Source organism: Sphingomonas changnyeongensis (assembly GCF_009913435.1).
Lineage (GTDB): Bacteria > Pseudomonadota > Alphaproteobacteria > Sphingomonadales > Sphingomonadaceae > Sphingomonas_B > Sphingomonas_B changnyeongensis.
In genome coordinates, this window is sequence record NZ_CP047895.1 from 1,510,829 (window position 1) to 1,536,828 (window position 26,000).

A 26,000-nucleotide genomic window follows, 5' to 3' on the forward strand; every position below is an offset into this window, starting at 1 on the left:
ATGACCGAGCGTTTCTCCTTCCAGATCACCGCCACCGACGGCCGGGCTCGCACCGGCGTGATCGCCATGCGCCGCGGCGACATCCGCACCCCCGCCTTCATGCCGGTCGGCACCGCCGCCACGGTCAAGGCGATGAAGCCCGGCGATGTCCGCGCCGCCGGTGCCGACATCATCCTGGGCAACACCTATCATCTGATGCTCCGCCCCGGGGCCGAGCGTGTCGCCCGGCTTGGCGGGCTGCATGGCTTTATGGGCTGGGACCGCCCGATCCTGACCGACAGCGGCGGCTATCAGGTGATGAGCCTTGCCGATCTGACCCGCCGGTCGGAGGAGGGGGTGGCGTTCAAATCGCATCTCGACGGCGCGCGCCACCTGATCACCCCCGAACGCTCGACCGAGATCCAGCGGCTGCTCGATTCTGACATTGTCATGGCGTTTGACGAGCTGGTGCCGGCGACGTCGAGCCGCGATGTGCAGGCGGCGGCGATGGAGCGGTCGATGCGCTGGGCCCGGCGCTCGCGCACCGCCTTTCTGGACGGCGGCGCCCATGCCGAGCGCGCGGCCCAGTTCGGCATCCAGCAGGGCGCGCTCGACGAAGGGCTGCGCCGCGCCTCGGCCGATGCGCTCGTCGAGATCGGCTTTGACGGCTATGCGGTCGGCGGCCTCGCGGTCGGCGAGGGGCAGGAGGCGATGTTCGGCGTGCTCGATTATGCGCCCGGCCAGCTGCCGGCTGACCGCCCGCGCTATCTGATGGGCGTGGGCAAGCCCGATGACATTGTCGGCGCGGTCGAACGCGGGATCGACATGTTCGATTGCGTGCTGCCGACGCGCAGCGGCCGCACCGGCCAGGCGTTCACCCGCGACGGGCCGATCAACATCCGCAACGCCCGTTTTGCCGAGGATCAGGGGCCGCTCGACCCCGATTGCGCCTGTCCGGTCTGTGCGCGATGGAGCCGCGCCTATCTGCATCATCTGGTGCGCGCCGGGGAAATCCTGGGCGCGATGCTGATGACCGAGCACAATATCTTCTTCTACCAGGCGCTGATGGCCGATCTGCGCGCGGCGATCGCCGAAGGGCGGCTGACCACGTTCGCCAACGGCTTCCGCGACCGCTATCTCAGCAGCTGATTGCCGGCGTGGGGCCGGATCCCTCCGGCCGTGATGCGGTGGCCCCGGCAGGGGCCGCCGGTCTCAGACCGTGAAGCCGACCGACAGGAACGAAGGAACGGGGCCGTTCCAGCCCTCGTCCGGCTGCGCCGCCTGCACATTGCCGGCACGGCGCGGGCGTTCGGCCTGATGCGGTGTCGCGGTGCGCGGTGCATCGGCTGGCCGCTCACGGGGCGGTGCGGCCGGTTCGCGCCGGGCCTGTTCACGCCGGGCCTGTTCACGCGGGGCGGGCGCGGTGGTGGGCTGCGCCTCGACCGGCTTGCGGCCGCCGCGCCGCGCACGGGCGGGCGGGGGGCGGGCGATCCAGCCTCGTCGTCCCCGGCATCGCGCGCCGGGGCAGCGGCCGTGCCGCCGGCCTTGATCCGCGCAATCTTCTGGCCGGTCAGCTTTTCGATGTTGGCGACCGCTTCGCCATCCTCGGTGGTGACGAGCGTGAAGGCCTTGCCGGTCGCGCCCGCGCGGCCGGTGCGGCCGATGCGGTGCACATAGTCATCGGCGTGCCAGGGCACATCGAAGTTGAACACATGGCTGACGCCCTTGATGTCGAGGCCGCGCGCCGCGACGTCGGAGGCGACGAGGATGTTGATCTCCCCGGCCTTGAACCGGTCAAGCTCGCGCAGCCGCTCGGGCTGTTCCATGTCGCCGTGGATCTGGCCGACCGCAAAGCCATAGCGCTTCAGGCTGGTCGCCAGTTCGCGCACCGTCGTCTTGCGGTTGGCAAAGATGATCGCGGTGTTGAGATCGTCAGCGCGCAGCAGGCGGCGCAGCGTCTCGCGCTTGTCCCGGCTGGCGGTTTCGACCAGCTGCTGTTCGATCAGCGCATTGGCGCTGGCCGGGCGCGCGACCTCGATCGACTTGGGGTTGGTCAGAAACTTGTCCGCCAGCTTCTTGATCGGCGGCGGCATGGTGGCCGAAAACAGCAATGTCTGGCGCGTCTTGGGCAGTTTGGAACAGATTTCCTCGATATCGGGCACAAAGCCCATGTCGAGCATCCGGTCCGCCTCGTCGATCACCAGCAGCTCGCAGCCCGTCAACAGGATGTTGCCGCGCTGGAACAGGTCCATCAGCCGGCCGGGCGTCGCGATCAGCACGTCGACGCCCTTTTCCAGCGCCTTTTGCTGGTCGCCCATCGACACGCCGCCGATCAGCAGCGCCATCGAAAGCTTGTGATATTTGCCGTATTTGTCGAAGTTTTCGGCAACCTGAGCGGCCAGTTCGCGGGTCGGTTCGAGGATCAGCGAGCGCGGCATCCGCGCCCGGCTGCGGCCCTGGGCGAGAACGTCGATCATGGGCAGCACGAAGCTTGCCGTCTTGCCGGTGCCGGTCTGGGCGATGCCGATCAGGTCGCGGCCCATCAGGACCGACGGAATGGCCTGGCGCTGGATCGGCGTCGGGTCGTTGTAACCGGAATCGCCGACAGCCTTCAAAAGCTCGTCGGACAGGCCGAGATCGGCAAAGCTCATCGAATTCCCGAGGATAGGATGGCGGCTGTTTCCGCCTGATCCTTTGGGCCGCGCATGGGCAAAACTCAGGCGAATGTCAAGATTTTCGCGGGTCGTCGGCCGCGGGCGGCCGGTTAACGCCGGCGTCGGTCGCGCTTGTCGGGCACGAGGCGGCGGAAGCGGTCGATCTCGCACGATCCCCCCGCACGGGTGCGGATCGAATCGCGGTCCTCGCAGATGCGTCCGTCGCGCCCCGGGCGCACATAGAAACCCGAATAGAAATTCAGCGCCGGGCAGGCGCTCGACAGCCGGGCGCGCAGCCTTGTCCCGCCATTGAGCAGCAGGTCGACCCCGTCCGGCCCGACCTGCGCCCCGGCAAGCGCTGTCGCGTCGATGCAGTCGGGGCCGTCCTTTTCCTTCCAGCGCATCCGCCGCTCCGGCGGTTCGGGGCGGGTGGGAACGCGGATGATCACGCGCTGCTGGATGTTCAGCTGCGCGATCTGGACACCGCCGGCAGACGGCAGCGCGATGGCCGCCGCCGGCCCGCTCACGCCGAGCAGTGCCGCGACCATCGCGCCGTTTCTCATGCCAGTTGCCCCATGGCCGGTGCGGGTGGCCCAGTCGAGTTTAACGCCGGCTGAACTGATCGGGCGCGCAACCGCGATCTGTCTCGGCGAACGGGGCCGGTTTCCGCGCGCGCGGCTTTGCCCTATCAGGTCCGGCGTGCCTGCAACGTCCAACTTGACCTCGCCCCTGTCGTCCGGCCCGATCCCGGCCGCCTTCCTGGCCGCTGCCGCCGAACTGCTCGGCCCTGAGGGGCTGACCGCCGATCACGAGCGCATCGCCCCCTGGCTGACCGACTGGCGCGGCCGCTATCACGGGCGGGCCGACTGGCTGGCCAGTCCTGCCTCGACCGAACAGGTGGCGGCGCTGATCAGCCTGTGTGCCGCCCACCGCGTCGCCCTGGTGCCGCAGGGCGGCAACACGTCGATGGTCGGCGGGGCAACCCCGCCCGCCGACGGGTCCGCGCTGCTCGTGTCGCTCAGGCGGATGAACCGCATCCGCGCGCTCGACGCTGCGGCCGGAACCGCAGTCGCCGAGGCGGGGGTGGTGCTTGAGACGCTGCACGACGCCGCCGGGGCGGCGGGCTGGCGCTTTCCGCTGTCGCTCGGGGCCAAGGGATCGGCGACCATCGGCGGGCTGTGCGCGACCAATGCCGGCGGCACCCAGGTGCTGCGCTTCGGCACCATGGGGGCTCTGGTGCTGGGGCTGGAGGCGGTGCTGCCCGACGGCTCGGTGCTGAATGGCCTGACGCCGCTGCGCAAGGACAATCGCGGGCCGGATCTGCGCCAGCTGCTGATCGGCGCGGAGGGGACGCTCGGCATCATCACCGCGGCGACGCTCAGGCTGGTGCCGCAGCCGGCGGCGACCGCCACTGCCTGGGCGGGGCTGGCCAGCCCGCAGGACGCGCTCACGCTGCTGCGGCGGCTGGAGGCAGCCGGGCTGGCGGTGGAAAGCTTCGAACTGATCCCGGCGGAGTCGCTTGCGCTTGTCCTCGATCATCTGCCCGGCGCGCGCGCGCCGCTTTCCGGGGATCATCGCTGGCACGCGCTGATCGAGGCGACGGGTGACGCAGAAGGCGGGGCGGAAGGCGGGGCGGGCGTTGCCGATGCGCTTCAGGCGGCGCTGGCGGCGGCGCTGGGCGACGGGCTGATCGGCGATGCGGTGCCGGCGGCGAGCAGCGCGCAGGCGGCGGCTTTCTGGCGCATCCGCGAGTCGGTGTCGGCGGCGGAGAAAGCCGCCGGGCCGGCCGTGCAGCACGATATCTCGGTGCCGGTCGCGGCGATGCCCGATTTCATGATCGCGGCGGCCGAGGCGGCGGAGCGGGCCTTTCCCGGCACCCATGCCAGCGGCTTCGGGCATCTGGGCGACGGCAATGTGCATTTCCATGTCCGCGCGCCCGCCAATGCTCCGGCCGACTGGGTGGCGCGGCAGGGGCCGGCGGTCAGCGATTTCGTCTATGATCTGGTCACTGCCGCTGGCGGGTCGATCTCGGCCGAACATGGCATCGGCCAGATGAAGCGCGACGTGTTCGCCCGGCTGGGCGATCCCGTGCGGCTGGCGATGCTGCGCGCGGTCAAGCAGGCGCTCGACCCGCTGGGGCTGATGAACCCCGGCAAGCTGGTGCCGCTTGCGTCACCGCCCGCCGCGCCATAAGCAGGCGCGCATCGTCTTTTTATCTTTCGACCACCGGAGTTCCTGACATGGCGACCGCGCCGCAGCCCACTGGCCTGCCGATCCTGTACAACGACCTTGTCCCGCTGTCGTCCAACGAGCATGCCGACTGGAAGACCCAGACGCTGACCGGCGCGCCGTTCCTGAAGAATGTCCATGCGATCCCGGTGACGATCGACGAGTTCGTGCTCGTGCAGCGCCATTATCCGATCATCTTCGCCGATGCCGAAAATCCGGTGCCGCTGGCGCTGATGGGCCTGAACGAGGGCGTGAACGTGTTTCTGGACGATGCCGGGGTGTTCAATCCGCCGGTCTATGTCCCGGCCTATATCCGCCGCTATCCGTTCATGCTCGCCCAGCTCGGGCCGAACCAGGGCGAGCTGTCGCTGTGCTTCGATCCGACCGCCGGGCTGGTGAAGCCCGATGGCGACGGCGTCGTGCTGTTCGAAAACGGCCAGCCGACCGACGGCACGCGCGCGATCCTGCAGTTCTGCGAGCAGTTCGAAACCTCGGCCCAGCGCACCGGCGCGTTCATCAAGGAACTGCGCGAGATGGACCTGCTGATGGACGGCGAAGTGACGATCACGCCGGGCGAAAACGGCGCGGCGCCCAGCGTCTATCGCGGCTTCAAGATGGTCAATGAGGAAAAGCTGCGCGACCTGCGGGGCGATCAGTTGCGCAAGATGAACCAGAATGGCATGCTCCCTCTGATCATGGCGCACCTGTTCTCGCTCGATCTGATGCGTGACATCTATGCCCGGCAGGCAGCGCTCGGCCTGCTGCCGGCACAGGCCGCCGCCTGATGGCGACGCCCCTCGATCCCGCCCGGCCCGACCTTTCGGGGCAGATGCGCTATTCGAGGGGCGCGATGGCCTTTCACTGGCTGATCGCCGCGCTCATCATCCTCAACATCGTCGGCGCGGTCGCGACCGAGGATATGGAGGGGCCGGTGCGCGGTCTTGCCATGGGCATGCACAAGGCGGCGGGGATGACCGTGCTGGTGCTGAGCGTGCTGCGCCTTGGCTGGCGGCTCGGTCACCGGCCGCCGCCGCTGCCCGCCGCGATCGGGCGGATGACGGCGCTTGCCGCGCACGGCGTGCATGCGCTGTTCTATCTGCTGATGTTCGCGCTGCCGATCTCCGGCTGGCTGATGATTTCCGCCGCCAGCCCGCGCCGGCCGTTCAACTGGTTCGGGCTGTTCGACCTGCCCTATCTGCCGGTCGAAGGGGACAAGGCGCTTCAGGTCGTCGCGCATGATGCGCATGAACTGCTGTTCTACCTGATCCTGGCTTTGCTGGTGCTGCATGTCGCGGGCGCGCTGCGCCACCATTTCGCCCATGGCCGGACTTTCCTGTTCCGGATGATGCCGGGGCAGCGCCGCACCGGCATCTGATCGCGGCCCGGCATTGGCTGGTCAAATCTTGATCGGCCGATCCGCAAAACCCCTAGCTTGAAGAGCCGGGCGCAATCCCTATCTTAATCCTAGCGCGTGGGAGTTCCCCCCTTTTCTCCCCGCGTTGTTCGCGCCTTCGGGCGTGTTCCTCCCTGAACCTTGGCCGCTCCGCGCATCGCGCGGGGCGGCTTTTTTCTGCGGCGGTGTTTGGGGAAGGGGGAACGCAGCTATTCGGCGGCGACGGCGAAGGGGGCGCGCGGAATGGCCGCCTCCAGCCCGGCGATCATGTCGCGGACGAAATCCTGCACGCGCTTGAGGCCAGCCGGATCGCAGCGGTCGAGCGCGGCGTCGAGATACAGGCTGCGGTCAAGCTCGATCTGGATCGCGTGCACGCCCCGGCGCGGGTCGCCATGGCGTTCGATCACATGCCCGCCGGCATAGGGATGGTTTTCGCGCCAGGACAGGCCGGCGCGGGCGGCCGCCGCGATCACCGGGGCCACAAAGGCACGGTGGCAGGTCGCGCCATGGCGCGTGCCGATGACCAGCCGGGGCGGCTCGGCCCCTGCAAGGGGCGGCATCGAATGCAGGTCGACCAGCACCGCGCAGCCATGCCGGGCGCGCGCACGCGCGACGAGCGCGGCGAGTGCTGCGTGATAGGGGCGATGATCCTCGGCAATCCGCCGGGCGATGTCGGCGGCGTTCAGCCGCCCGGTCCACAGTTCGCCCAGGCCGTGCAGCCGGCGCGGCACCAGCCCCAGCCCGCTGCGCACCTTGGGTGACAGGGTGAAGCCGCCGATCAGGCCATGGTCGTCGGTCCCGATCGTGTGCGGCGCGATCATCTCGGGGTCGATCTCGGTCTCGGCGCGGTTGAGGTCGATCCACAGCCGGGGACGGCGGGCGATCAGCATCGGAATGCCGGCGACGGCCCGCGCAACCTCGTCGATCCGCCGGTCTTCAAGCGCCGCCAGCCTGTCGGGCGGCGGGCGCAGCATCGCCAGCATGGCAGGGGAATAGTCGCGCCCGGCATGGGGCACCGACATCACGACCGCGCCGGCCGCATCGGCGTCCAGCAGGTCGAAGCTGGCCGGGGGCGGGGGCAGCGACATGCCCCGGTGCTAGAGGCTAGCCGCGCAGCCCGCAAGCCGGGGCCGGACGGCAAAAGCCGCACGGACAATGCGGAACGGCTGGAAAAAATTAAGCTGTTGGCGCATAATCGGTTCGCACGGCGCGGCCCGGAACGGGGGGCGGCCCGGCGGGGATGCCAATGATCAGAATCTTGCTGGCCGAAGATGACGAGGCGATGCGCCAATATCTGCACCGCGCGCTCGAACGGGCCGGCTATGCGGTGACTGCGGTCGATCGCGGCACGGCGGCGCTGCCGCTGCTGGAAAAAGACCGGTTCGATCTGCTGCTAACCGATATCGTGATGCCGGAAATGGACGGCATCGAACTGGCGCAGCGCGCCGCCGCGCTCGCGCCCGACATGCGGGTGATGTTCATCACCGGATTCGCGGCGGTGACGCTCAAGGCCGGCAAGGCGGTGCCGCAGGCCAAGGTGCTGTCCAAGCCCTTCCACCTGCGCGATCTGGTGCTAGAGGTCGACCGGATGTTCGAGATTGGCAGCGCCAGCGGCCTGAGCTGAAAAAAAGCCGCATCGGGGCGCGCAAAGCCGCTTGCGCCGGTGCGCGGGCTTGGCTAATGGCAGCCCTCCCTTGGGGGCGCGTAGCTCAGTGGTAGAGCACTGTGTTGACATCGCAGGGGTCGCAAGTTCAATCCTTGCCGCGCCCACCATTTGAAAACCCCGCCCGCCGGGTCCGGCAGGCGGGGTTTTTCATGTGGCGGCACCAGCTGGCTGCCCCGGCGGCGATTCGGGTGGATGCGGCGGCTCATCGCGGGCAGGCGGGCATCGTGGTCGGGCGCGTTCTTGTTTCCCGGCCCTTTTCATTGCGGGTCCGTGCCGCCAGAACCGGCCCCGTGCCGCTCCCGGCATTTCTGCACGCCGTCCACCTTCAGGGAATCGCGCCATGCCCCAGCCGCTGTCCGCTCCGGCCACGCTCGACGAGGTGCTCGCGCACGGCCTGGCCGAGCTGCGCCGGGGCGTTGCAGACCGGCGGCATGGCTTTCGCACCGTCAATGTCGCCAGCATCGCCACCGATGGCGGCCCCGATGTCCGCACGATGGTGCTGCGTGCCGTGGATCCGGTGGCGCGCACGCTGCGCCTGCACAGCGATGTCCGCAGCGGCAAGATCGCCCAGATCGACCGCGATCCACGGGTGATGGTGCATGGCTATGACGCGCGGTCGCGGCTGCAGATGCGGCTGCGGGGCCATGCGGTCGTGGACCGCGCCGGGGCTTTGGCCGATGCCGCCTGGGCGGCGTCGCAGCCCATGGCCCGGCTGTGCTACGCTCCCGACACCGTCCCCGGATCGCCGATTCCGGCCGCGCCGCTGCCGCCCGCGACCGAGGAGGCCGGAGCGCGCGCGCATTTCGCGGTGATCCTGTTCCGTTTCGACATGCTCGAATGGCTGTGGCTGGCCGCCGATGGCCATCGGCGGGCGCGGTTCATGTGGGATGACGGCGCTGATGCGGCCGCATCCGCTGCGCCCGCACAGGCGATGTGGCTCGCGCCCTGAGGCAACGCCGGTTTCGCCGCGCCGGTCACTCTGGCCGAATCGTGCCGGGGCAGATCTGACTCGCGCCGGGGGCGCATCGACCGAACAGGTCTGGCGGTTATGGCGGTTCAGCCCCACAGGTCAGCGGCTACAGCGGAACAACAGCGCCGCTCAGGTTGATGATCGGCTTATCTGTCGGGGAGGGGAAATGGTGGAGCCGAGGGGGATCGAACCCCTGACCTTCGCAATGCCATTGCGACGCTCTCCCAGCTGAGCTACGGCCCCACATTTTCATGCCACCCGGTCCGGGACCGGCAGCCCGCCGGGCTGGTCCCCGGCGTTTGAGAGCGCCGCCCTTAGACCGGGCGGCGCACCCTTTGCAATCCGATTCTTGAAAAAAATGTCGTTGCGGCGCCGATCAGTTTTCGTCGCCGTCATCGCCGGTGTCGACGCCCAGATCGTCGTCACCACCCAGATCGACATCCTCGTCCGGCGACACTTCGCCATCGTCGATGTCCAGATCCTCGTCGCCGACGAGAACTGCATCATCGCCCTTGGCTTCTTCCTTCTTGGGCGCGTCGAACGGCAGCGGCTGCTTCGACTTGAGCACCGGTTCCGGCTCCCAGGCATAGCCGCAGTTGATGCAGGTGACGGGATCGTCCTTGCCGAGATCGTAGAACCGGGTCGCGCATTTCGGGCAGCTGCGCTTGCTGCCCCATTCAGGCTTCACCATCTGTGGCCGTGCCTCCGAAACCAAAGAAAAAGGGGCGGCGCATCGTGGTGATGCCCCGCCGGACGGGCCGCGCCTTGCCATAGTGCAGCGGCGCTGTCAAAAACTGCGGCCGCCCTGCGCCGCCTCCCGGCCCGCCGGGCACAGATCAGGGGCAATGAACGTGCATTCGATGAGTTTTGCGGCCGCGCCACCACTGAGCGGCACCGTGCGCGTCCCCGGTGACAAGTCGATCAGCCACCGTGCCCTGATGCTGTCCGCGCTGGCGGTCGGCACCAGCCGGATCACCGGCCTGCTCGAGGGTGAGGATGTGCTGGCAACCGCCGCAGCGATGCGCGCAATGGGCGCGGTCATCGCGCGTTCGCCCGAGGGTCTCTGGACCGTCAACGGCGTCGGCGTGGGCGGGCTGCTGCAGCCCGAAGCCGCGCTCGACATGGGCAATTCGGGCACGTCGACCCGGCTGCTGATGGGGCTGGTCGCCAGCCATCCGGTCACCGCCACCTTCACCGGCGATGCCTCGCTCACCCGCCGCCCGATGGCGCGGGTGATCGACCCGCTGATGCAGATGGGCGCGGACATCACCGCCGCGCCGGGCGGACGCCTGCCGCTGATGGTGCGCGGCGCCTGCCCGGCCGTGCCGATCCGCTACCGGCTGCCGGTCGCCTCGGCGCAGGTCAAATCGGCTTTGCTGCTCGCCGGGCTCAACACGCCGGGCATCACCCATGTCGAGGAGCCGGTGCCGACCCGCGATCATAGCGAACGGATGCTCAAGGGCTTCGGGGCCGATCTGACGGTCGAGGTTGAAAACGGGGTGCGGCACATCCGGCTGCACGGCGAGGCCGAACTGTCGCCCCAGACCATCGAGGTGCCGGGCGATCCGTCTTCGGCGGCCTTTCCGGTGGTGGCCGCGCTGATCGTGCCCGGATCATCGATCCGGGTGGAAAATGTCGGCATCAACCCGACCCGGTCGGGGCTGTACGAGGTGCTGCGCATGATGGGCGCGGACCTCGCCTTCGCCGATCAGCGCGTGGTCGGGGGCGAGCCGGTCGCGGACATTGTCGTGCGCCACAGCGCGCTGACCGGGATCGAGGTGCCGCCCGAAATCGCCCCGGCGATGATCGATGAATATCCGGTGCTCGCCATCGCCGCCGCCATGGCTGCCGGGCGCACGGTGATGCGCGGGATCGAGGAGCTGCGCGTCAAGGAATCGGACCGGATCGCGGCGATGGTCGCCGGCCTGCGCGCCATCGGCGTTGCGGTCGAGGAACTGCCCGACGGCATGATCGTCGAGGGGCGGGGGGGCGATCCGCTGCCCGGCGGCGCGACGATCGCATCGCTGCTCGACCACCGGATCGCGATGAGCTTTGCAGTCGCGGGGCTCGCGTCGCGCGCGCCGGTGACGATCGACGACATGTCGCCGGTCGCGACCAGCTTTCCCGATTTCGTCACCTTGCTCGACCGGCTGGGCGCAGGGCAGGGGCGGTGATCGCCGCGCTCTTTGCCATGGCGCTTCAGGCCACAGCCCCCGTCCAGCCGGTTTCGCGCCCGGCCGCCGGCGCTGCCAGGGCATGGCTTGGAGAGGAAGGTGCCAGGCTCGCCATCGACCCGGCCTGCCACGTGACTGACGAAGCGCTGCTCGCCGCGCGGCCGGACTGTGCGGCGCGGCTGGCGCGCGGCGAAACCGGCGTGTCGCTGCAACTCGCCGCCGCGCTGGCGGGCAGCTCGCCGCAAGGCTCGGCGCGGGCGCTCGCGATTCTTGAGCGCGCGATTGCTGCCGAAGACCATTCGGCGGCGCATTATCTGATGGGCGCGCTGCTGGGCACGGCCGAGCGGCTGCCCCCCGATTATGCGCGCGCCCGGCGGCATCTGCAGATCGCCGCCGATCGCGGCAACATCGCCGCTGCCGATCTGCTGGGCCAGTTGCTGATCGACGGCAAGGGCGGTCCCCGCGATGCGGCGGGGGGCATCGCTCTGCTCGACCGGGCGGCAAAGGCCGGGTTTCCCGGCGCCTCGGTCAAGCTCGCCTTGACGCTGTTGCAGGGGCGGCGGGTGCCGCGCGATGTCGCGCGCGGACTGGCGGTGCTCGACGCGGCGCAGGCGGCGGGCGACCGGCAGGCGCAGATGCTGCGGGTGATGGCGACCAGCACCAAGGTGCACAACTACCAGCTGCTGCCCGCGCCCGTTCCCGCCCAGGTGCGCCCCCAGAATTATTCGGTGATCGACAATCCGCGCATCCCCCCGGCCTTCGGGTTCGATGCCGATATGCAGCGGCTGCACGATCTGCCGTTCAGCGATCAGGCGGTGCTTGACGATCTGGCACGCCGCGCCCCGACCGGGCCGACGCCCCTGCTGTACGAGCTGGCGCGCCGTCAATCCGGGGTTGACGCCGAACGGGCGCTCGCCACCTACATGCTTGCCAAGCTGCGCATGACCTATGACGCCGCGCGCTGCGTCGATCCGGCGGCGGACGAGGCGCTGATCGCGTGGGACCGGCTGGTCGGCCCCGATCTCGCTTTCATGACCCGCTGGCGCGGTGATGCCCGCTACCGTGCCGCAATCGACGCGGCGCTGACGCAGGAGGCGACGCTGCCCGGCGATGCCGAGCCCTGGTGGGTGTGCCGTGCCGGCATGGCCGCGATGACTGCCGCGATGGGCGGCAATGCCGGGCCGCTGCGCCTGAAGCCGCGTGACAGCTGGCCGGCGCTGCGCGATGCCGCGCGGACGGCGCTGCGCGATCTGGCAACGGACCGCAAGAATCCGCCCGCCCCGCCGTCCCCGGGGCCGGCCAGCAAGGACCCGCAATGATCATCGCCGTCGACGGACCGGCGGCCAGCGGCAAGGGCACGATCGCCCGCGCGCTTGCCCGCCATTATGGCCTGCCGCATCTCGATACCGGGCTGCTTTACCGCGCCGTCGGGCAGGCGGTGCTCGATGCCGGCGGTGATCCGGCCGATCCGGACCAGGCGCTGGGCGGCTGCGGCTTTGACGATGCGCTGCTCGCCGATCCGCGGCTGAAGCTCGATGCGGCGGCGGTGGCGGCCTCGCAGGTGTCCGCCCATCCGGCCGTGCGCGCGGCGTTGCTCCACCGTCAACGCGACTTTGCCGCCCGCCCGGGCGGGGCGGTGCTCGACGGGCGCGATATCGGCACGGTGGTCGCCCCCGATGCCGATGCCAAGCTGTTCGTCCGCGCAACCTCGGCGATCCGCGCCCGTCGCCGGCATGACGAACTGGCCGCAGCCGGATCGCGGCTGAGCTATGACCGCGTTCTGGCCGACATCAAGGCCCGCGACCTGCGTGACACGACTCGCGCCAGCGCCCCGCTGCGTCAGGCCGATGACGCGGTGCTGCTCGACACCAGCTATATGTCGGTGGAGGCGGCGGTCAGCCATGCGATCGAGATTGTCGAACGCCAGGTCGCGGCGCGCCGGGGTGTTGTGGGCGGATAGAGCGGTTTCGGGTCCGATTCCACCGGCTCTGAATTGCTCTGACCGGTCCGCTGGTCGCGCGTCTGCGCCCAGCGTGGGCGGGTGAAACAGCCCCAAGCAAAAGGGGCTTCGGATCGCTCCGAAGCCCCCCATCACAAAATGACGTCCAGATCAGCTCAACGGATCCCGAAGAACCCGCCGATGAGCGACCAGAAGCCGCGGCCCTGCTGGGCAGTCTTCTTAGCCATAATCGTTCCCCTTATCGACACGGGCACAGAACATGATTCTGGACCCAAGAATCAGGGTTAACGAGACGTTTACGAAATGACAACCCGGAGCTTGCGGGCCGGAATATCTGCCGCCAGCATGGCCGTGAGGTCGGCGCAGGGCAGCGGCTTGCCGATCAGATAGCCCTGGGCGATGTCGCAGCCGAGTTCGCGCAGCAAGCGCATCACCGCTTCGTTCTCTACGCCCTCGGCGACCACGCGGCGGCCGAGATTGTGTGCCATTTCCAGCGTCGAGCGGACGAGAATCAGATTTTGGGCATTGCGGTCGAGATCGCTGATGAACGTCCGGTCGATCTTGACCTCCTGCGACGGCAGGCGGCTCAGATATTCAAGCGTGGCATTGCCGGTGCCGTAATCATCGATCGAAATCTGGACGCCGGTTGCTGCCAGCTGTTCCATCATCGCGATCTTGGCGGGCGTCGACAGCAGCTCGCCGGTCTCGGTGATTTCCAGCGTCAGCTTGCCCCGGGGCACGCCATAGCGCGTGAGCAGGGTTTCCACCCGCTGGACCAGATCGGCATCGTCGAGCATCTGCGACGACAGATTGACCGCCATGCCGATGTCATGGCCGGCCGCGCGCAGCCCGGCGAGATCGCGCAGCGCGGTTTCGAGCACGAAATAGGTCAGCTGGCCGATGCGGTTATGCGCCTCGGCGGCGGCAACGAACTGTTCGGGGCTGATCGCGCCGGCGGTCGGGTGCAGCCAGCGCACCAGCGCCTCGGCGCCGATAATTGCCCGCGTCGCCATATCGACCTTGGGCTGATAGGCGACCCACACCTCGCCGGTTTCGATCGCCTGGCCCAGCCGGCTCATCAGCGACAGCTGCCAGGCTGCCTGGTGCAGCCGCTGCGGGTCGTAGAGCTTCCACACGTCATTGCCCCGCGCCGCTTCCTCGGCCGAGAGGATGGCGCTGCCGATGCGGCTGCTGAGCGGCCGTTCGGGGTCGGCATCGACGCCGAAGGACAGCAGCAGATCGACCTCGCGGTCGCCGATGCGGATCGACTGGGCGGTCAGCTTGTGCAGGCCGGTCAGATGGTTGGCGAGTTCCTGCCCCATGGGCTGTGAAGTGAACCAGAGCAGCGCATCATCGCCGTGATAGATTTCGCTGGCGTCCCCCGACACGCCGATGCGGCGGCGGATCTCGGCATAGATTTCGCGCTCGACCTTGACCTCGAACGAAGCCGCGATTTCCGAATGGTTGCGTAGTTTGGCCGCGACCAGCGTGCCCGGATTGCGCTCATGATCCTCCTCGAGCGCGACCAGATTGGGCAGGCCCGATGCGGGGTGATGGCGGCGCGTCTCGCGCTGCCGGCGCAGCATCGTGATCCGATAGGCGACGATCCCGAACAGAAGCGCGCCCGGCACGATGTCGACCTCGACCAGCAGGTGATCGAGATAGAGCGGCAACACGCCCATGCCCAGCACCGCCGCCGCAACCGTGGCGGCAACGGTCGCGCGGCGCCTGGCGAGCAGGCAGATGATCGACAGCGCCGTCCCGAACGCAAAGGCGGGCAGCCAGCCCGGGCGCGTGGGCGTGCCACGGCGCAGCGTCTCGGCACCGACGACATGAAAGAACACGCCGGGCTTGATCCCCTGCGACAGGATGTTGTGCATGTCGCGGAAGGAGGGGTCCGTCCAGCCGATGAGGACATCCCGGCCGGCAATCTGGCTGGGCTGGACCCGCATCTTGTAGATGTCGGAAAAGCTGAATGACGGGATCGAGGCGATCCGGATCGACCAGTCGGGGCGGTAATGGCCCTGACCCCGGATGGGGACTGCGGCCAGCTCGCTCGACACCGAGGGGATGGTCCGTCCCTCGAACCGGTCACTATAGGTCAGATTGGCCGACAGGGTGAACGGCGTCGACAGCCCGTTGAGCGAGCGATAGGCGGCGACCGCCCTGAACTGCGCGGCGGGGATGGTTTCGACCGCGCTTTTGCCGTCAACCCAGGGACTTGCTGCCCCCAGAAACACCCGGCCACGATGCCGTTTCAGCGTTGCGATGAACGCGCGGTCGGCTGCGGGCGTGGTGCCGTCGGCATAGATCCGGTCGAAAAACACCCGCTTCGCGCCCATCGCGAACAGATTTTCGATCACCTGCGCATCGACCCTGCGGTCAAAGCCGAACCCGCCCATGTCCGCGCCCGTGCGGTCATCGACGCCGACCACCACGATCGATCCGCTGGCTGGCTGGCGGCGAACATAGTCGCGCCCGGCCTTGATCACGTCTTCAAGCGGCTCGCCAAACTCGATCGCGCCGCAGATCAGGCTGATGATGAACGCCCACAGGAAAATCCGCAGCCGCGGATTGGGCCTGGCGGGCGTGCGGGCGGCGCGTTTGCTCATGCCCGGCTGCGCCCCGAACGCCGGTTGGCGGGGGCCGGGGCAGCCGGTGCCGTGCCGACGGACGGGGCCGCGGCAGCGATGGGCGGGCGTGACATGGCGGGCACCAATAAGGCCAAGTCGTTAATCATGGCTTATCCGCCTGAAATAACTGGGCAGGGCGATTGATTGCCGCCTGGCAGCCCCGGCGAAGGCCTGGTGCGCGTGCCGGATACGGGCGCTCAGGCCCAGCCGCGCTTGCCCGGCGCGGGCTTTGCGGCTATGTGCGGCGCGTCTGACGGAAGACGGCGGACGGAATGGCGAGGCGCGGCGGGATTCCGGCGCGCCCTTTGGCGTTGAGCATCGGCGGTTGCCCGCACCGGGCTTCCTTCCGTCTCGCGCGCACGTTCCGGACCCGCGCTCTGCCCGCCGGATGCACGTCCGGCACGGGGCCGGGCGGGCGGATTGGCCTTGGCCCGGCGCTTTGTCGGGCTAGACCGCCGGAGACAACCGGCTGGCCAGCAACGACTGTTGAGGAAGACCTAGCTCTATGGCCACGGCCGCATTCCCCTCGCGCGATGATTTTGCCGCGCTGCTCAACGAAACGCTTGGCGACAATGAAGGCTTTGAGGGCCGCGTCGTCAAGGGCACCGTCACCGCGATCGAAAACGACATGGCGGTGATCGATGTCGGCCTGAAGTCCGAAGGCCGCGTGCCGCTGCGCGAGTTCGCCGCGCCGGGCCAGAAGGCCGATCTCAAGGTCGGTGACGAAGTCGAAGTGTTCGTCGACCGCGTCGAGAACATCCATGGCGAAGCGATGCTGTCGCGCGACCGCGCGCGCCGCGAAGCCGCCTGGGACAAGCTTGAACATGAATTCGCCGCCGGCAACCGCGTCGACGGCGTGATCTTCGGCCGCGTCAAGGGCGGCTTTACCGTCGATCTCGGCGGCGCCGTGGCCTTCCTGCCGGGCAGCCAGGTCGATATCCGTCCGGTCCGCGACGTGCAGCCGCTGATGGACATTCCGCAGCCCTTCCAGATCCTGAAGATGGACCGTCGCCGCGGCAACATCGTCGTGTCGCGCCGCGCCGTGCTCGAGGAAACCCGCGCCGAGCAGCGCACCGGCCTGATCCAGTCGCTGGCCGAAGGCCAGGTGATCGACGGCGTCGTCAAGAACATCACCGACTATGGTGCGTTCGTCGACCTGGGCGGCATTGACGGCCTGCTCCACGTCACCGACCTCAGCTACAAGCGGGTCAACCACCCGTCGGAAGTGCTGAACATCGGCGACACCGTCCGCGTGCAGATCATCCGCATCAACCGCGAGACGCAGCGCATCTCGCTCGGCATGAAGCAGCTGGAAAGCGATCCGTGGGAAGGCGCCGCCGCCAAGTATCCGGTGGGCGCGAAGCTGTCGGGCCGCGTGACCAACATCACCGAATATGGTGCGTTCGTCGAACTCGAAGCGGGCATCGAAGGCCTGGTCCATGTCTCGGAAATGAGCTGGACCAAGAAGAACGTCCATCCGGGCAAGATCGTGTCGACCAGCCAGGAAGTCGATGTGATGATCCTGGAAGTCGATCAGGACAAGCGCCGCATTTCGCTCGGCCTGAAGCAGGCCCAGGCCAATCCGTGGGAAAAGTTCGCCGAAGAACATCCCGTCGGCTCGGTGGTCGAGGGCGAAGTCAAGAACGCGACCGAATTCGGCCTGTTCATCGGCCTCGACAACGATGTCGATGGCATGGTCCACATGTCGGACATCGCCTGGGGCATTTCGGGCGAAGACGCGCTCAACCTGCACCGCAAGGGCGAAATGGTGAAGGCGATCGTTCTCGACGTCGATGTCGAGAAGGAGCGCATCTCGCTCGGCATGAAGCAGCTTGAGCGTGGCGCTCCGGCGGCTGGCGGCGTGAGCGACGGTTCGCGTCTGCACAAGAACGAGATCGTGACCGTGACCGTGCTCGAAGTGCGTGACGGCGGCCTCGAAGTGCAGGCCGGCGAAGACGGTGCGACCGGCTTCATCAAGCGTTCGGACCTTGGCCGTGACCGCGACGAGCAGCGCCCCGAGCGCTTCCAGGTCGGCCAGAAGTTCGACGCGATGGTCACCGGCTTTGATCGTTCGAAGAAGCCGACCTTCTCGGTCAAGGCGATGCAGATTGCCGAAGAGAAGCAGGCCGTTGCCCAATATGGTTCGTCCGATTCGGGTGCATCGCTCGGCGACATTCTGGGCGAAGCGCTGAAGGCGCGCGAAGGCAAGTAAGCCTTTTCCGCTTTTGGACTGCTAAGTGTTTGATCCGCCGGCCCATTCGGGCCGGCGGACTTTTTTGTGCCTGCCCTCGCGCAGCCGGGGGGGCTTTGATATATCTATCTCCCCGAGTGGCGTAGCGGGCGGGTGTTGACACCGTGATCAGGGGGTCGCGGCGACAATGCACCGGGCGGCGGCCATCCGGCCGTGTCGCATCATCGAAGCAAAGCGGGGGATGAAGCGCTTATGATCCGATCCGAGCTGGTGCAGCTGATCGCCAAGGACAATCCGGAGCTGTCGGCGAAGGAAATCGAACGGATCGTCAGCATCTTTTTCGACGAGATCAGCGACCGTCTGGCCCAGGGCGGCCGTGTCGAGCTGCGCGGCTTCGGCGCCTTTTCCACCCGCGCGCGCGACGCCCGTGTCGGCCGCAATCCGCGCACCGGCGATACCGTCGCCGTCGACGCCAAGCGCGTTCCCTATTTCAAGCCCGGCAAGGAAATGCGCCTGCGCCTCAACATGTAAGGCACGGTCGCGGCCGGCCGGCGCACTTGACCGCCGGCCCCGGTCCATCCCACAAGCCGATCGCCGCCGGGCGGACGTGGCGAAATCGGTAGACGCAGCGGACTTAAAATCCGCTTCTCAACGAGAGTGCGGGTTCAAGTCCCGCCGTCCGCACCAGTGCGACGCGGCTGGCGTTATCGCAGCCGCCGCATCGTCCAGCCTTGGCACCCACCCAACCTTGGTGCCCGCCCCGGTTCAGCGCCCGCTGCGCAGCGCGTCGGCGGCGTCGCTGGCCAGCCGGTCGGCGCGTTCATTGTCGGGGTGGCCGGCATGGCCTTTCACCCAGATCCAGTCGATCCGGTGGGGCGCGGCGGCGTTGACCAGCCTTTGCCACAGATCGGCATTCTTCACCGGCTTGCGGTCGGCGGTGCGCCAGCCATTGCGCTGCCAGCCGGGCAGCCATTTGGTCAGCCCGTCGAGCACATAGCGGCTGTCGGTCGACAGCCTGACCCGGCACGGGCGGTTGAGCGCTTCGAGCGCCATGATCGCGGCGGTCATTTCCATGCGGTTGTTGGTCGTCGGCGTCTCGCCGCCCGACATGTCCTTTTCCCGGTCGCCGAAGCGCAGCACGGCGCCCCAGCCGCCTGGGCCGGGATTGCCCTTGCAGGCCCCGTCGGTTGCGATTTCGACCATGGGCAGGTCGGCACTGGTGTCGGTCATCGCCGCGCGTAATGGTCGAGCCGGCGCAAAAAGGCGAGGGGTCCTTGCGCGTCACCAGCGCGTCGGCGGGCGTGTTCAGCCAGTCCCACGCCCGGGTGAGTAGAAAGCGCAGGCACGCCCCGCGCGCCAGCACCGGCAGCGCCGCCTCCTCGCGCGCGGTCAGCCCATGGGCAGCGGCATAGCCGGCGCGCAGCGCCGCATCGATCGCCGGATCGAACACGGTGCCATCGGCGCTGAAGCACCAGGCGGTCAGCGTCACCGCCAGATCCCAGGCGCGGATTTCGGTACAGGAGAAATAGAAATCGATGATGCCGGTCACGCGGTCACCCAGCATCAGCACATTGTCGGGAAACAGATCGGCATGGACGACGGCCTGGGGCAGGTCGGTCGGCCAGTGCGCGTCGAGAAAGGCGAGCTCGTCCGCCACCCGCGCGCCCAGACCGTCGGCGATCGCATCGAGCTGGCAGCCGCAGCGCGCGGCGAGCGCATGCCATCCGGCAAGGCCGAGCGTGTTCGGGCGTTCCAGCGCAAAGCCCGCCAGCGCCCGGTGCATATCGCCCAGCGCCGCGCCTGCCGCCCCCGCCTGCGCCGCTGTCGGCTGCGCCAGCGAGACGCCGGGCAGGAATTCTATCAGGCAGGCCGGGCGGCCGGCGACCGTCTGGATCTGCGTGCCCGCCCGGTCGCGGATCGCGCGCGGCACCGGGCAGCCGGCGGCGGCGAGATGATCGGTCAGCGCGAGGAAAAAGGGCAGGTCGGCGGCATCGACGCGCTTTTCATACAGCGTCAGGATGAAGCGCCCCGCCGTCGTTTCGACCAGATAATTGGAGTTTTCCACCCCCTCGGCAATGCCCTTGGCCGAGATCAGCGTGCCGGCGTCATAGCCGGCGAGCAGTGCCGCCATCGCCTCGGCGGAAACCTGGGTATAGACAGCCATCGCCGCCGGTCATGCGGCCTTCAAGGCCAAATGAAAAGCCCCGCGCATCGCCGCCGCGCGCCGCTTGCCCCGGCACGGTGCCATGCTAAGCATTTGACCAGACAATAATCGGGAGGATTGGGCGATGCGGGATAGACTGGGGCGCTGCTGGGCAGAGCCGGCACTGGGCGCGCTGGCGGTGGCGCTGGCGGCTGCGCCGGCACTGGCCGCGCCGTCGGGCAAGGACGTCAAGTCGGACTTGACGCCTGCCAAGCCCGCCGACGCCAAGCCTGCCGATGCCAAGCCCGCCGAAGACGCCGGCGATCCCCGCTTCGCCGCGCTGTCGTGGCGCAATATCGGCCCCAATCGCGGCGGCCGCTCGATCTCGGCGGCGGGCAGCACCGCGCGCCCGAACGAATATTATTTCGCCGCGGTCGGCGGCGGCCTGTGGAAGACCCGTGACGGCGGCACCAGCTGGTCGAACGTCACCGATGGCAAGATCCCGACCGGGTCGGTGGGCGGCGTCGCGGTGTGCGAGGCCAATCCCGACATCGTCTATCTGACCACCGGCGAAACCCAGCTGCGCGGCAACATCCTGACCGGCAACGGCGTCTATAAATCGGCCGATGCCGGCAAGAGCTGGACGCATATCGGGCTGGCGGACGTGCAGAATTTCTCGCGCGTGCGCATCCATCCCAAGGATTGCGACACGGTGTTCGTCGGCGGCTTTGGCCGCTACGGGGTCGAGAATGCCGATCGCGGCGTCTACAAGACCAGCGACGGCGGCAAGAGCTGGCGGCGCACACTCTACCGCGATCCGCGCAGCGGTGCGGTCGACATTTCGATCGATCCTGCCAATCCGCGCATCATGTTCGCCGCGCTGTGGGAGGCTTGGCGCAAGCCCTGGGGGATGAGCTCGGGCGGGCCGGGCAGCGGCCTGTTCCGCAGCGAGGATGGCGGCGAAAGCTGGACCGAGATCACCCGCGCCCCCGGCCTGCCGCAGTCGGGCCTGATCGGCAAGATCGGGGTCAGCGTCTCCCCGGTCGATGGCCGCCGCGTCTATGCGATGGTCGAGCATGAACAGGGCGGGGTGTTCGTGTCCGACGATGGCGGGCAGAGCTGGGCGCGCACCAATGACAGCCGCGATCTGCGCCAGCGTGCCTTTTACTATACCCGCATCGTCGCCGATCCGAAGGTGCGCGACCGGGTCTATGTGCTCAACGTCCAGTTCCACCGGTCGGACGATGGCGGCAAGACCTTTGCCAAGAAGATCAAGGTGCCGCATGGCGACAATCATGATCTGTGGATCGCCGCCGACGACAATCAGCGGATGATCCAGGCCAATGACGGCGGCGCCAATGTCAGCGTCAATGGCGGCGACAGCTGGACTGCGCAGACCTATCCGACCGCGCAGATCTATCGCCTCGGGCTCAGCCATCACCAGCCGCCCTTTGCCTGTGGCGGGCAGCAGGACAACAGCACCATCTGCGTTCCGGTGCGCGGCTGGCGGCACCGCGATGTGCTGGGCGGCTATGGTTTTGCCGCGGGCGGCGGCGAAAGCGGCTATGTCGCCAATGATCCGCGCAATCCCGACATTTTCTATGCCGGCAGCTATGGCGGCACGCTCGACCGGTTCGATGCCCGCACCGGGCAGAGCCGGGCGATCAATGTGTGGCCGGACAATCCGATGGGCTATTCGGCCGGCGACCTGAAGGAACGGTTCCAATGGACCTTCCCGATCGTGTTCGACCCGCAGGATGCAAAGACGCTCTACGTCACCTCCCAGCATGTCTGGCGCAGCACCGATGAGGGGCAGAGCTGGCAGAAGATCAGCCCCGATCTGACCCGGGCCGACCCCGCGACGCTCGGCCCTTCGGGCGGGCCGATCACCCGCGACCAGACGGGCGTTGAAACCTATGCCACCGTCTTCGCGCTTGCCCCGTCGCGGCGCGAGGCGGATGCGATCTGGGCGGCGTCGGATGACGGCCTCGTCCATGTCACGCGCGACAATGGCGGCAGCTGGCAGAACATCACGCCGCCGGGGCTGCCGCCGTTCATCAAGTTCACGACCATCGAGGATTCGCCGCACCGGCCCGGCACCGCCTATCTGACCGGGCACCGCGTGCTGCTCGACGATCCCGCGCCCTATGTGCTCAAAACCACCGACCATGGCCGCAGCTGGACCCGCATCGATGCCGGCCTGCCTGCGGACGAAACCGCGCGCAGCATCCGCGAGGATCCGGTGCGCCCGGGGCTGCTCTACCTTGGCTCCGAACGCGGCGTCTGGGTGTCGTTCAACGACGGCAGGTCGTGGGACAAGCTGCAGCGCAACCTGCCTGCCGTGCAGGTGTCGGACCTGGGGTGGCGGGCGACGATCTGGTGATCGCCACCCATGGCCGGTCCTTCTGGGTGATGGAGCGTGTGAACGTGCTGCGCCAGCTCGGGGCGAAGGAGACGGCGGCGCGGCTGTTCGCGCCCGCCACCGCGCTGCGCGGCCTCGATAGCGGGGCGGCGATCGACTATTTCCTGCCCGCAACGCCTACCAGTCTGAAGATCGAGATCCATGACGCGGACGGGCGGCTGGTGCGCAGCCTTGACGGGGTGAAGCCCGATGCCAAGCCCAAGAGCGAAGGCGGTGACGATGACGAGGATGACGGCCCCAAGGGGCCGCCGCCCCCGACGATGAAGCCGGGGCTGAACCGGTTCAGCTGGGACATGCGCCATCCGGGCTTTGTCGATTTCCCGAACATGATCCTGTGGACCAGCCGCAACCGTGGCGGGCCGCTGGCGCTGCCGGGGCGTTACCGGGTGACGCTGACCGTCGATGGCCGTCAGCAGAGCCAGATGCTCGACATCGGCGTCGATCCGCGCGTCACCGATGCCACGCCGGACGCGCTGCGGGAGCGCTTTGCACTGGCCATGCAGGTGCGCGACCGGGTGAGCCAGGCGAACGAGGCGGTGCTCCTGATCCGCGGCATCACCGATCAGGCGCGCGCGCGCGCGGCGACGGCCAGCGATCCGGGGCTCAAGGCGTCGCTCGATGGCCTGATCGCCGGGCTGCGCGCGGTCGAGGGGCGGATCTATCAGGTCCGCAACGAAAGCCGGCAGGATCCGCTCAACTTCCCGATCATGCTCAACGATAAGCTGGCGGGGCTGCTGGGGGTGATCGAAAGCGCGGAAGCGCGCCCGACCGACCAGACGCGTCAGGCCTTTGCCGAGCTGTCCGGTCAGCTTGACCGCGAGCTGGCGGCGATGGCGGCGCTGCTCGACACTGATCTGGCCCGCATCAACACGGCACTGGGCGCGGCCGGGCTGGCCCCGATCACGCGCACGCCGCAGGTGCCGAAGCCCGCGGCCTAGAGCGGTTTCCAGTCAGGTGGACCCACCTGACGGTTCGGAAAACGCGGCAAACCGACAAATGAGAGCGGTTGATCTGGCGCAGCCAGATCAACCGCTCTCAGCCGCGCAGGCGGGGAGGCGGGGATCTGCCCGGTCCTTCCCGCCTGTGGCTGCCGGCATTCGGATCGCGCGGATCGCGGCTGGCGTCGGTTGCGCAAAAAAGGGGCGGCCCGTTGCCGGGCCGCCCCTCTTTTCGCTCCGGAAAACCGGACGGTCGAACTTACTTGAGTTCGACGGTCGCGCCGGCTTCTTCGAGCTGCTTCTTGATCTTTTCGGCTTCGTCCTTGTTGACGCCTTCCTTGACGGCCTTCGGCGCGCCTTCGACGAGCGCCTTGGCTTCGGTCAGGCCGAGACCGGTGATCGCGCGGACTTCCTTGATCACGTTGATCTTCTTGCCGCCGTCGCTGACGAGAACGACGTCGAAGTCGGTCTTTTCTTCAGCAGCCGGAGCCGCGGCGCCACCGGCGGCCGGAGCCGCAACCGCAACCGCCGCAGCGGCCGAGACGCCCCACTTTTCTTCCAGCAGCTTCGAGAGTTCGGCCGCTTCGAGGACGGTGAGCGCCGAGAGCTGTTCGACGATGGAATTCAGGTCTGCCATGTGAAATCTCCAATCGGGTAAAGGTTATGCGTTTTCCTTGGTCGCATAGGCGTTGAGCACGCGCGCAACCTGCGCGGCGGGCGCCTGAGCGATCTGGGCCAGCTTCGTTGCCGGCGCCTGGATGAGACCCACGAGCTTCGCCCGCAGTTCGTCCAGCGAGGGCAGCGAGGCCAGGGCCGTAACACCAGCCGGATCCAGGACGGTATCGCCCATTCCCCCGCCGACGATCTCGAGCTTGTCGGTCGTCTTAGCGAACTCGACGGCCACCTTGGCGGCGGCAACCGGGTCCTGGGAATAAGCAAGGCCGATCGGCCCGGTCAGCATCGACTGGATGCCGACATAGGCCGTGTCCTGGAGCGCGATCTTGGCAAGGCGGTTCTTGGCCACCTGATAGCTGGCGCCGGCTGCGCGCATCCTGTTGCGAAGTTCGGTCGACTGCTTGACGGTCATGCCCAGATTACGGGTCACGACCACAACGCCGGCTTCGGCAAAGGTCTGGCTCAGCTCTTCGACCAGCTCGGTTTTTTGAGCTCGATCCATGCCATTCTCCTCAATGGCCCAAAGGCATATGCCCAGGGGCCGCGTCATCAGTCCGCGATGGGGAATGGGGCGCGCCGGCACTGGCCCGGCCGGAAAAGGCGGAGCGGTGCAGACCCGATGTCTTTCCCCGTCTAGGCTGGAGATTAAGGGGCATGCGCCCCACCAGCTGTCTCGGACGGCAATCAGGCAAAACTCTGCCCGATTGAGCGCGGGCCTTTAGCAGATCCTCAGCCGGCGTCAATCGTCCCGGTCGCAGGCCAGCCCGGAGCGCACCGGCCCTGTCAGACGCAGGCGGTAGCGAGGCGTTCGGGGTGATCGCGGCCGGTGGCGCGCCGGCCTCGGTCAGCCCTTCGGGCCAGGCGGTGCCGGTGATCAGCGCCGCGCTGATCTGCGCCATGGCGGGCGCGGTCTGCAGGCCATAGCCGCCCTGACCGGCCAGCCAGAAAAAGCCCGGCGCATCGGTTGCCCAGCCGGCCACCGGCACACGGTCGGCGGTGAAGGTGCGCAGCCCCGCCCATTTGTGGGTGATGCGGCGCACGTCCAGACGGGTGATCGCCATCACCCGGTCGGCGGCGATCGCCATGTCGATCTCCTCGGGCTGGGCATCGCCCGGCTGGTCGGGATGCTCGTCGACCGGCGAGGCGAGCAGCCGCCCGCCATCGGGGAGGAAATAGACATGGTCGGTCGCCGTCTTCACGAACGGCCAGGCGCGCACATCCTGTCCGGGGGACGGATCGAAAGCGATGACCGTGCGCCTGAGCGGCGACAGGCCGAGCGGTGCGACCCCGGCCAGCGCCGCCAGCCCGTCGGCCCAGGCCCCGGCGGCATTGATCAGCACCGGCGCGCTGCAGCGCTCGCCGGTGCCCGTCGTCACCTGCCAGTCGGTCCCGGTCCGGGCGATCGCTGCCACGCGTGCCCCGGTCACCACGCTGCCGCCATGTCGCCTGACTTGGCGGGCATAGCCGGTCAGCATCGCATGCGGGTCGAGCCGCAGCCCTTCATGATGGACAAAGCCATCGGTGATCGCGTCCGGCCCGAAGCGGAGCACGGGGCACAGCGCCGCCATGCCGGCGTCGTCCAGCCGTTCGACCTGGTCGGTCAGGCCGCGCGTGATCGCCTCCAGCCTGCCCAGCTCGTCGCGCATTTCCGGCGTGGCGACGAACAGCGCCGGCGTCACCCGGCACAGCGCGTCGAACCCGTCGGGCGGGTCGAGGAAAAAGGCGCGGCTCCACGCGGTCATCCCGCGCACCGTCGCCCCGCCGATGCCGTAATGCGAAAATGTCACGCTGCGGCCCGAACTGTGCGTGCCGGTCGCCGCTTCCGCCTCGAGCACGACCGTGCGGCCATTGGGCGCGAGCGCGGCCGCCGCCGACAGGCCGGCGACACCGCCGCCGATGATCAGGAACTCCGCCGTGCTGCCGTCCATACCGCCTCCATGGTCAGGCTAGCGGCTCGCGGCACCCGGCGGCAA

The 26,000-nt window shown here is 68.4% G+C and carries 21 protein-coding genes, 3 tRNA genes and 2 pseudogenes; 15 read left to right on the top strand and 11 right to left on the bottom strand.

All coding sequences use genetic code 11. From position 1 onward, the window contains the following. On the top strand, positions 1-1,128 hold the full coding sequence (gene tgt / locus GVO57_RS07545) for a tRNA guanosine(34) transglycosylase Tgt (protein WP_160592646.1): 1,128 nt from the start codon (positions 1-3) through the stop codon (positions 1,126-1,128). A 63-nt stretch (positions 1,129-1,191) separates the two neighbouring features. On the opposite strand, the pseudogene GVO57_RS07550 reads toward tgt, so the two are convergent. Together GVO57_RS07550 and GVO57_RS07555 are read right to left on the bottom strand one after the other, a co-directional pair. Further along, positions 1,192-2,630: pseudogene (locus tag GVO57_RS07550) on the bottom strand (DEAD/DEAH box helicase). Between the two features lie 113 nt (positions 2,631-2,743). After that, complete coding sequence (locus GVO57_RS07555) at positions 2,744-3,196, bottom strand: hypothetical protein (RefSeq protein ID WP_233281281.1); 453 nt, start codon at positions 3,194-3,196, stop codon at positions 2,744-2,746. Between the two features lie 154 nt (positions 3,197-3,350). Between GVO57_RS07555 and GVO57_RS07560 the strand changes: the two genes are divergently transcribed. The 3 genes from GVO57_RS07560 to GVO57_RS07570 are packed head-to-tail and all read left to right on the top strand — an operon-like array spanning position 3,351 to position 6,237. Beyond that, positions 3,351-4,826 (top strand): FAD-binding oxidoreductase, encoded by a 1,476-nt coding sequence (locus tag GVO57_RS07560; protein ID WP_233281282.1) that lies wholly within the window; start codon positions 3,351-3,353, stop codon positions 4,824-4,826. Between the two features lie 47 nt (positions 4,827-4,873). Next, positions 4,874-5,647 (top strand): SapC family protein, encoded by a 774-nt coding sequence (locus tag GVO57_RS07565; RefSeq protein WP_160592648.1) that lies wholly within the window; start codon positions 4,874-4,876, stop codon positions 5,645-5,647. Continuing rightward, positions 5,647-6,237 (top strand): cytochrome b, encoded by a 591-nt coding sequence (locus GVO57_RS07570; RefSeq protein WP_233281283.1) that lies wholly within the window; start codon positions 5,647-5,649, stop codon positions 6,235-6,237. The genes GVO57_RS07565 and GVO57_RS07570 overlap by 1 nt, the downstream gene beginning before the upstream one ends. 227 nt (positions 6,238-6,464) lie before the next feature. On the opposite strand, the gene GVO57_RS07575 is transcribed toward GVO57_RS07570, so the two are convergent. Continuing rightward, on the bottom strand, positions 6,465-7,343 hold the full coding sequence (locus GVO57_RS07575) for an N-formylglutamate amidohydrolase (RefSeq protein ID WP_160592649.1): 879 nt from the start codon (positions 7,341-7,343) through the stop codon (positions 6,465-6,467). Between the two features lie 158 nt (positions 7,344-7,501). Here GVO57_RS07575 and cpdR point away from each other — a divergent pair, with 158 nt between their 5' ends. The 3 genes from cpdR (at position 7,502) to GVO57_RS07590 (ending at position 8,870) form a co-directional block, all read left to right on the top strand. After that, positions 7,502-7,879, top strand: a complete 378-nt coding sequence (cpdR, locus tag GVO57_RS07580; RefSeq protein ID WP_160592650.1) for a cell cycle two-component system response regulator CpdR — start codon at positions 7,502-7,504, stop codon at positions 7,877-7,879. Positions 7,880-7,953: 74 nt separating this feature from the next. Continuing rightward, positions 7,954-8,028: transfer RNA gene (locus GVO57_RS07585), tRNA-Val, on the top strand. 233 nt (positions 8,029-8,261) lie between these two features. Continuing rightward, a complete protein-coding gene (locus GVO57_RS07590) occupies positions 8,262-8,870 on the top strand; it encodes a pyridoxamine 5'-phosphate oxidase family protein (RefSeq protein ID WP_160592651.1) in 609 nt (202 codons plus the stop codon). A gap of 188 nt (positions 8,871-9,058) precedes the next feature. Here the strand turns inward: GVO57_RS07590 and GVO57_RS07595 are convergent. Beyond that, positions 9,059-9,134, bottom strand: a tRNA-Ala gene (locus GVO57_RS07595). A 133-nt stretch (positions 9,135-9,267) separates the two neighbouring features. Next, complete coding sequence (locus tag GVO57_RS07600; protein ID WP_160592652.1) at positions 9,268-9,582, bottom strand: FYDLN acid domain-containing protein; 315 nt, start codon at positions 9,580-9,582, stop codon at positions 9,268-9,270. A 169-nt stretch (positions 9,583-9,751) separates the two neighbouring features. Between GVO57_RS07600 and aroA the strand changes: the two genes are divergently transcribed. The 3 genes from aroA to GVO57_RS07615 are packed head-to-tail and all read left to right on the top strand — an operon-like array spanning position 9,752 to position 13,025. Beyond that, positions 9,752-11,065: a 3-phosphoshikimate 1-carboxyvinyltransferase gene (gene aroA / locus GVO57_RS07605; RefSeq protein WP_160592653.1), complete on the top strand. Its 1,314-nt coding sequence runs from the start codon at positions 9,752-9,754 to the stop codon at positions 11,063-11,065. Beyond that, positions 11,062-12,384 (top strand): tetratricopeptide repeat protein, encoded by a 1,323-nt coding sequence (locus GVO57_RS07610; protein WP_160592654.1) that lies wholly within the window; start codon positions 11,062-11,064, stop codon positions 12,382-12,384. Before aroA ends, GVO57_RS07610 begins: the two co-directional genes overlap by 4 nt. Beyond that, the gene (locus GVO57_RS07615; protein ID WP_160592655.1) at positions 12,381-13,025 is read left to right on the top strand and encodes a (d)CMP kinase; all 645 of its coding nucleotides are present in this window, start codon (positions 12,381-12,383) and stop codon (positions 13,023-13,025) included. Before GVO57_RS07610 ends, GVO57_RS07615 begins: the two co-directional genes overlap by 4 nt. 296 nt (positions 13,026-13,321) lie before the next feature. Here the strand turns inward: GVO57_RS07615 and GVO57_RS07620 are convergent, their stop codons facing one another. After that, on the bottom strand, positions 13,322-15,637 hold the full coding sequence (locus GVO57_RS07620; RefSeq protein ID WP_160592656.1) for an EAL domain-containing protein: 2,316 nt from the start codon (positions 15,635-15,637) through the stop codon (positions 13,322-13,324). 526 nt (positions 15,638-16,163) lie between these two features. On the opposite strand from GVO57_RS07620, the gene rpsA reads away from it, so the two are divergent. The 3 genes from rpsA (at position 16,164) to GVO57_RS07635 (ending at position 18,536) form a co-directional block, all read left to right on the top strand. Continuing rightward, positions 16,164-17,870, top strand: a complete 1,707-nt coding sequence (gene rpsA, locus GVO57_RS07625) for a 30S ribosomal protein S1 (RefSeq protein WP_160592657.1) — start codon at positions 16,164-16,166, stop codon at positions 17,868-17,870. 231 nt (positions 17,871-18,101) lie between these two features. Further along, on the top strand, positions 18,102-18,380 hold the full coding sequence (gene ihfB / locus GVO57_RS07630) for an integration host factor subunit beta (RefSeq protein WP_160592658.1): 279 nt from the start codon (positions 18,102-18,104) through the stop codon (positions 18,378-18,380). Positions 18,381-18,450: 70 nt separating this feature from the next. Then, positions 18,451-18,536, top strand: a tRNA-Leu gene (locus tag GVO57_RS07635). A 78-nt stretch (positions 18,537-18,614) separates the two neighbouring features. On the opposite strand, the gene rnhA is transcribed toward GVO57_RS07635, so the two are convergent. Further along, positions 18,615-19,079 (bottom strand): ribonuclease HI, encoded by a 465-nt coding sequence (rnhA, locus tag GVO57_RS07640; RefSeq protein ID WP_160592659.1) that lies wholly within the window; start codon positions 19,077-19,079, stop codon positions 18,615-18,617. Next, positions 19,076-20,013 (bottom strand): annotated as a pseudogene (gene thrB / locus GVO57_RS07645) (homoserine kinase). Before thrB ends, rnhA begins: the two are co-directional and overlap by 4 nt. A 124-nt stretch (positions 20,014-20,137) precedes the next feature. Between thrB and GVO57_RS07650 the strand changes: the two are divergent. Further along, on the top strand, positions 20,138-22,375 hold the full coding sequence (locus GVO57_RS07650) for a WD40/YVTN/BNR-like repeat-containing protein (protein WP_160592660.1): 2,238 nt from the start codon (positions 20,138-20,140) through the stop codon (positions 22,373-22,375). Next, positions 22,354-23,352, top strand: coding sequence for a hypothetical protein (locus tag GVO57_RS07655; protein WP_160592661.1), 999 nt, complete (start codon positions 22,354-22,356; stop codon positions 23,350-23,352). Before GVO57_RS07650 ends, GVO57_RS07655 begins: the two co-directional genes overlap by 22 nt. Before the next feature lie 259 nt (positions 23,353-23,611). Here the strand turns inward: GVO57_RS07655 and rplL are convergent, their stop codons facing one another. From rplL to GVO57_RS07670, 3 genes are read right to left on the bottom strand one after another with little or no spacing between them, the layout of a single operon-like run. Then, entirely contained in the window at positions 23,612-23,989 is a 378-nt protein-coding gene (gene rplL, locus GVO57_RS07660) for a 50S ribosomal protein L7/L12 (protein ID WP_160592662.1), read from the bottom strand. A 24-nt stretch (positions 23,990-24,013) separates the two neighbouring features. Next, the gene (gene rplJ, locus GVO57_RS07665) at positions 24,014-24,529 is read right to left on the bottom strand and encodes a 50S ribosomal protein L10 (RefSeq protein WP_160593893.1); all 516 of its coding nucleotides are present in this window, start codon (positions 24,527-24,529) and stop codon (positions 24,014-24,016) included. A 10-nt stretch (positions 24,530-24,539) separates the two neighbouring features. After that, entirely contained in the window at positions 24,540-25,955 is a 1,416-nt protein-coding gene (locus GVO57_RS07670) for an NAD(P)/FAD-dependent oxidoreductase (RefSeq protein WP_160592663.1), read from the bottom strand. Positions 25,956-26,000: the final 45 nt, after the last annotated feature.

Excerpts from the sequence above, each read along its gene's own strand:
- tgt (WP_160592646.1), top strand. The coding sequence starts at position 1 with ATGACCGAGCGTTTCTCCTTCCAGATCACCGCCACCGACGGCCGGGCT.
- GVO57_RS07555 (WP_233281281.1), bottom strand. The coding sequence starts at position 3,196 with ATGAGAAACGGCGCGATGGTCGCGGCACTGCTCGGCGTGAGCGGGCCG.
- GVO57_RS07565 (WP_160592648.1), top strand. The coding sequence starts at position 4,874 with ATGGCGACCGCGCCGCAGCCCACTGGCCTGCCGATCCTGTACAACGAC.
- GVO57_RS07570 (WP_233281283.1), top strand. The coding sequence starts at position 5,647 with ATGGCGACGCCCCTCGATCCCGCCCGGCCCGACCTTTCGGGGCAGATG.
- GVO57_RS07575 (WP_160592649.1), bottom strand. The coding sequence starts at position 7,343 with ATGTCGCTGCCCCCGCCCCCGGCCAGCTTCGACCTGCTGGACGCCGAT.
- cpdR (WP_160592650.1), top strand. The coding sequence starts at position 7,502 with ATGATCAGAATCTTGCTGGCCGAAGATGACGAGGCGATGCGCCAATAT.
- GVO57_RS07590 (WP_160592651.1), top strand. The coding sequence starts at position 8,262 with ATGCCCCAGCCGCTGTCCGCTCCGGCCACGCTCGACGAGGTGCTCGCG.
- GVO57_RS07600 (WP_160592652.1), bottom strand. The coding sequence starts at position 9,582 with ATGGTGAAGCCTGAATGGGGCAGCAAGCGCAGCTGCCCGAAATGCGCG.
- aroA (WP_160592653.1), top strand. The coding sequence starts at position 9,752 with ATGAGTTTTGCGGCCGCGCCACCACTGAGCGGCACCGTGCGCGTCCCC.
- GVO57_RS07615 (WP_160592655.1), top strand. The coding sequence starts at position 12,381 with ATGATCATCGCCGTCGACGGACCGGCGGCCAGCGGCAAGGGCACGATC.
- GVO57_RS07620 (WP_160592656.1), bottom strand. The coding sequence starts at position 15,637 with ATGAGCAAACGCGCCGCCCGCACGCCCGCCAGGCCCAATCCGCGGCTG.
- rpsA (WP_160592657.1), top strand. The coding sequence starts at position 16,164 with ATGGCCACGGCCGCATTCCCCTCGCGCGATGATTTTGCCGCGCTGCTC.
- ihfB (WP_160592658.1), top strand. The coding sequence starts at position 18,102 with ATGATCCGATCCGAGCTGGTGCAGCTGATCGCCAAGGACAATCCGGAG.
- rnhA (WP_160592659.1), bottom strand. The coding sequence starts at position 19,079 with ATGACCGACACCAGTGCCGACCTGCCCATGGTCGAAATCGCAACCGAC.
- GVO57_RS07650 (WP_160592660.1), top strand. The coding sequence starts at position 20,138 with ATGCGGGATAGACTGGGGCGCTGCTGGGCAGAGCCGGCACTGGGCGCG.
- rplL (WP_160592662.1), bottom strand. The coding sequence starts at position 23,989 with ATGGCAGACCTGAATTCCATCGTCGAACAGCTCTCGGCGCTCACCGTC.
- rplJ (WP_160593893.1), bottom strand. The coding sequence starts at position 24,529 with ATGGATCGAGCTCAAAAAACCGAGCTGGTCGAAGAGCTGAGCCAGACC.
- GVO57_RS07670 (WP_160592663.1), bottom strand. The coding sequence starts at position 25,955 with ATGGACGGCAGCACGGCGGAGTTCCTGATCATCGGCGGCGGTGTCGCC.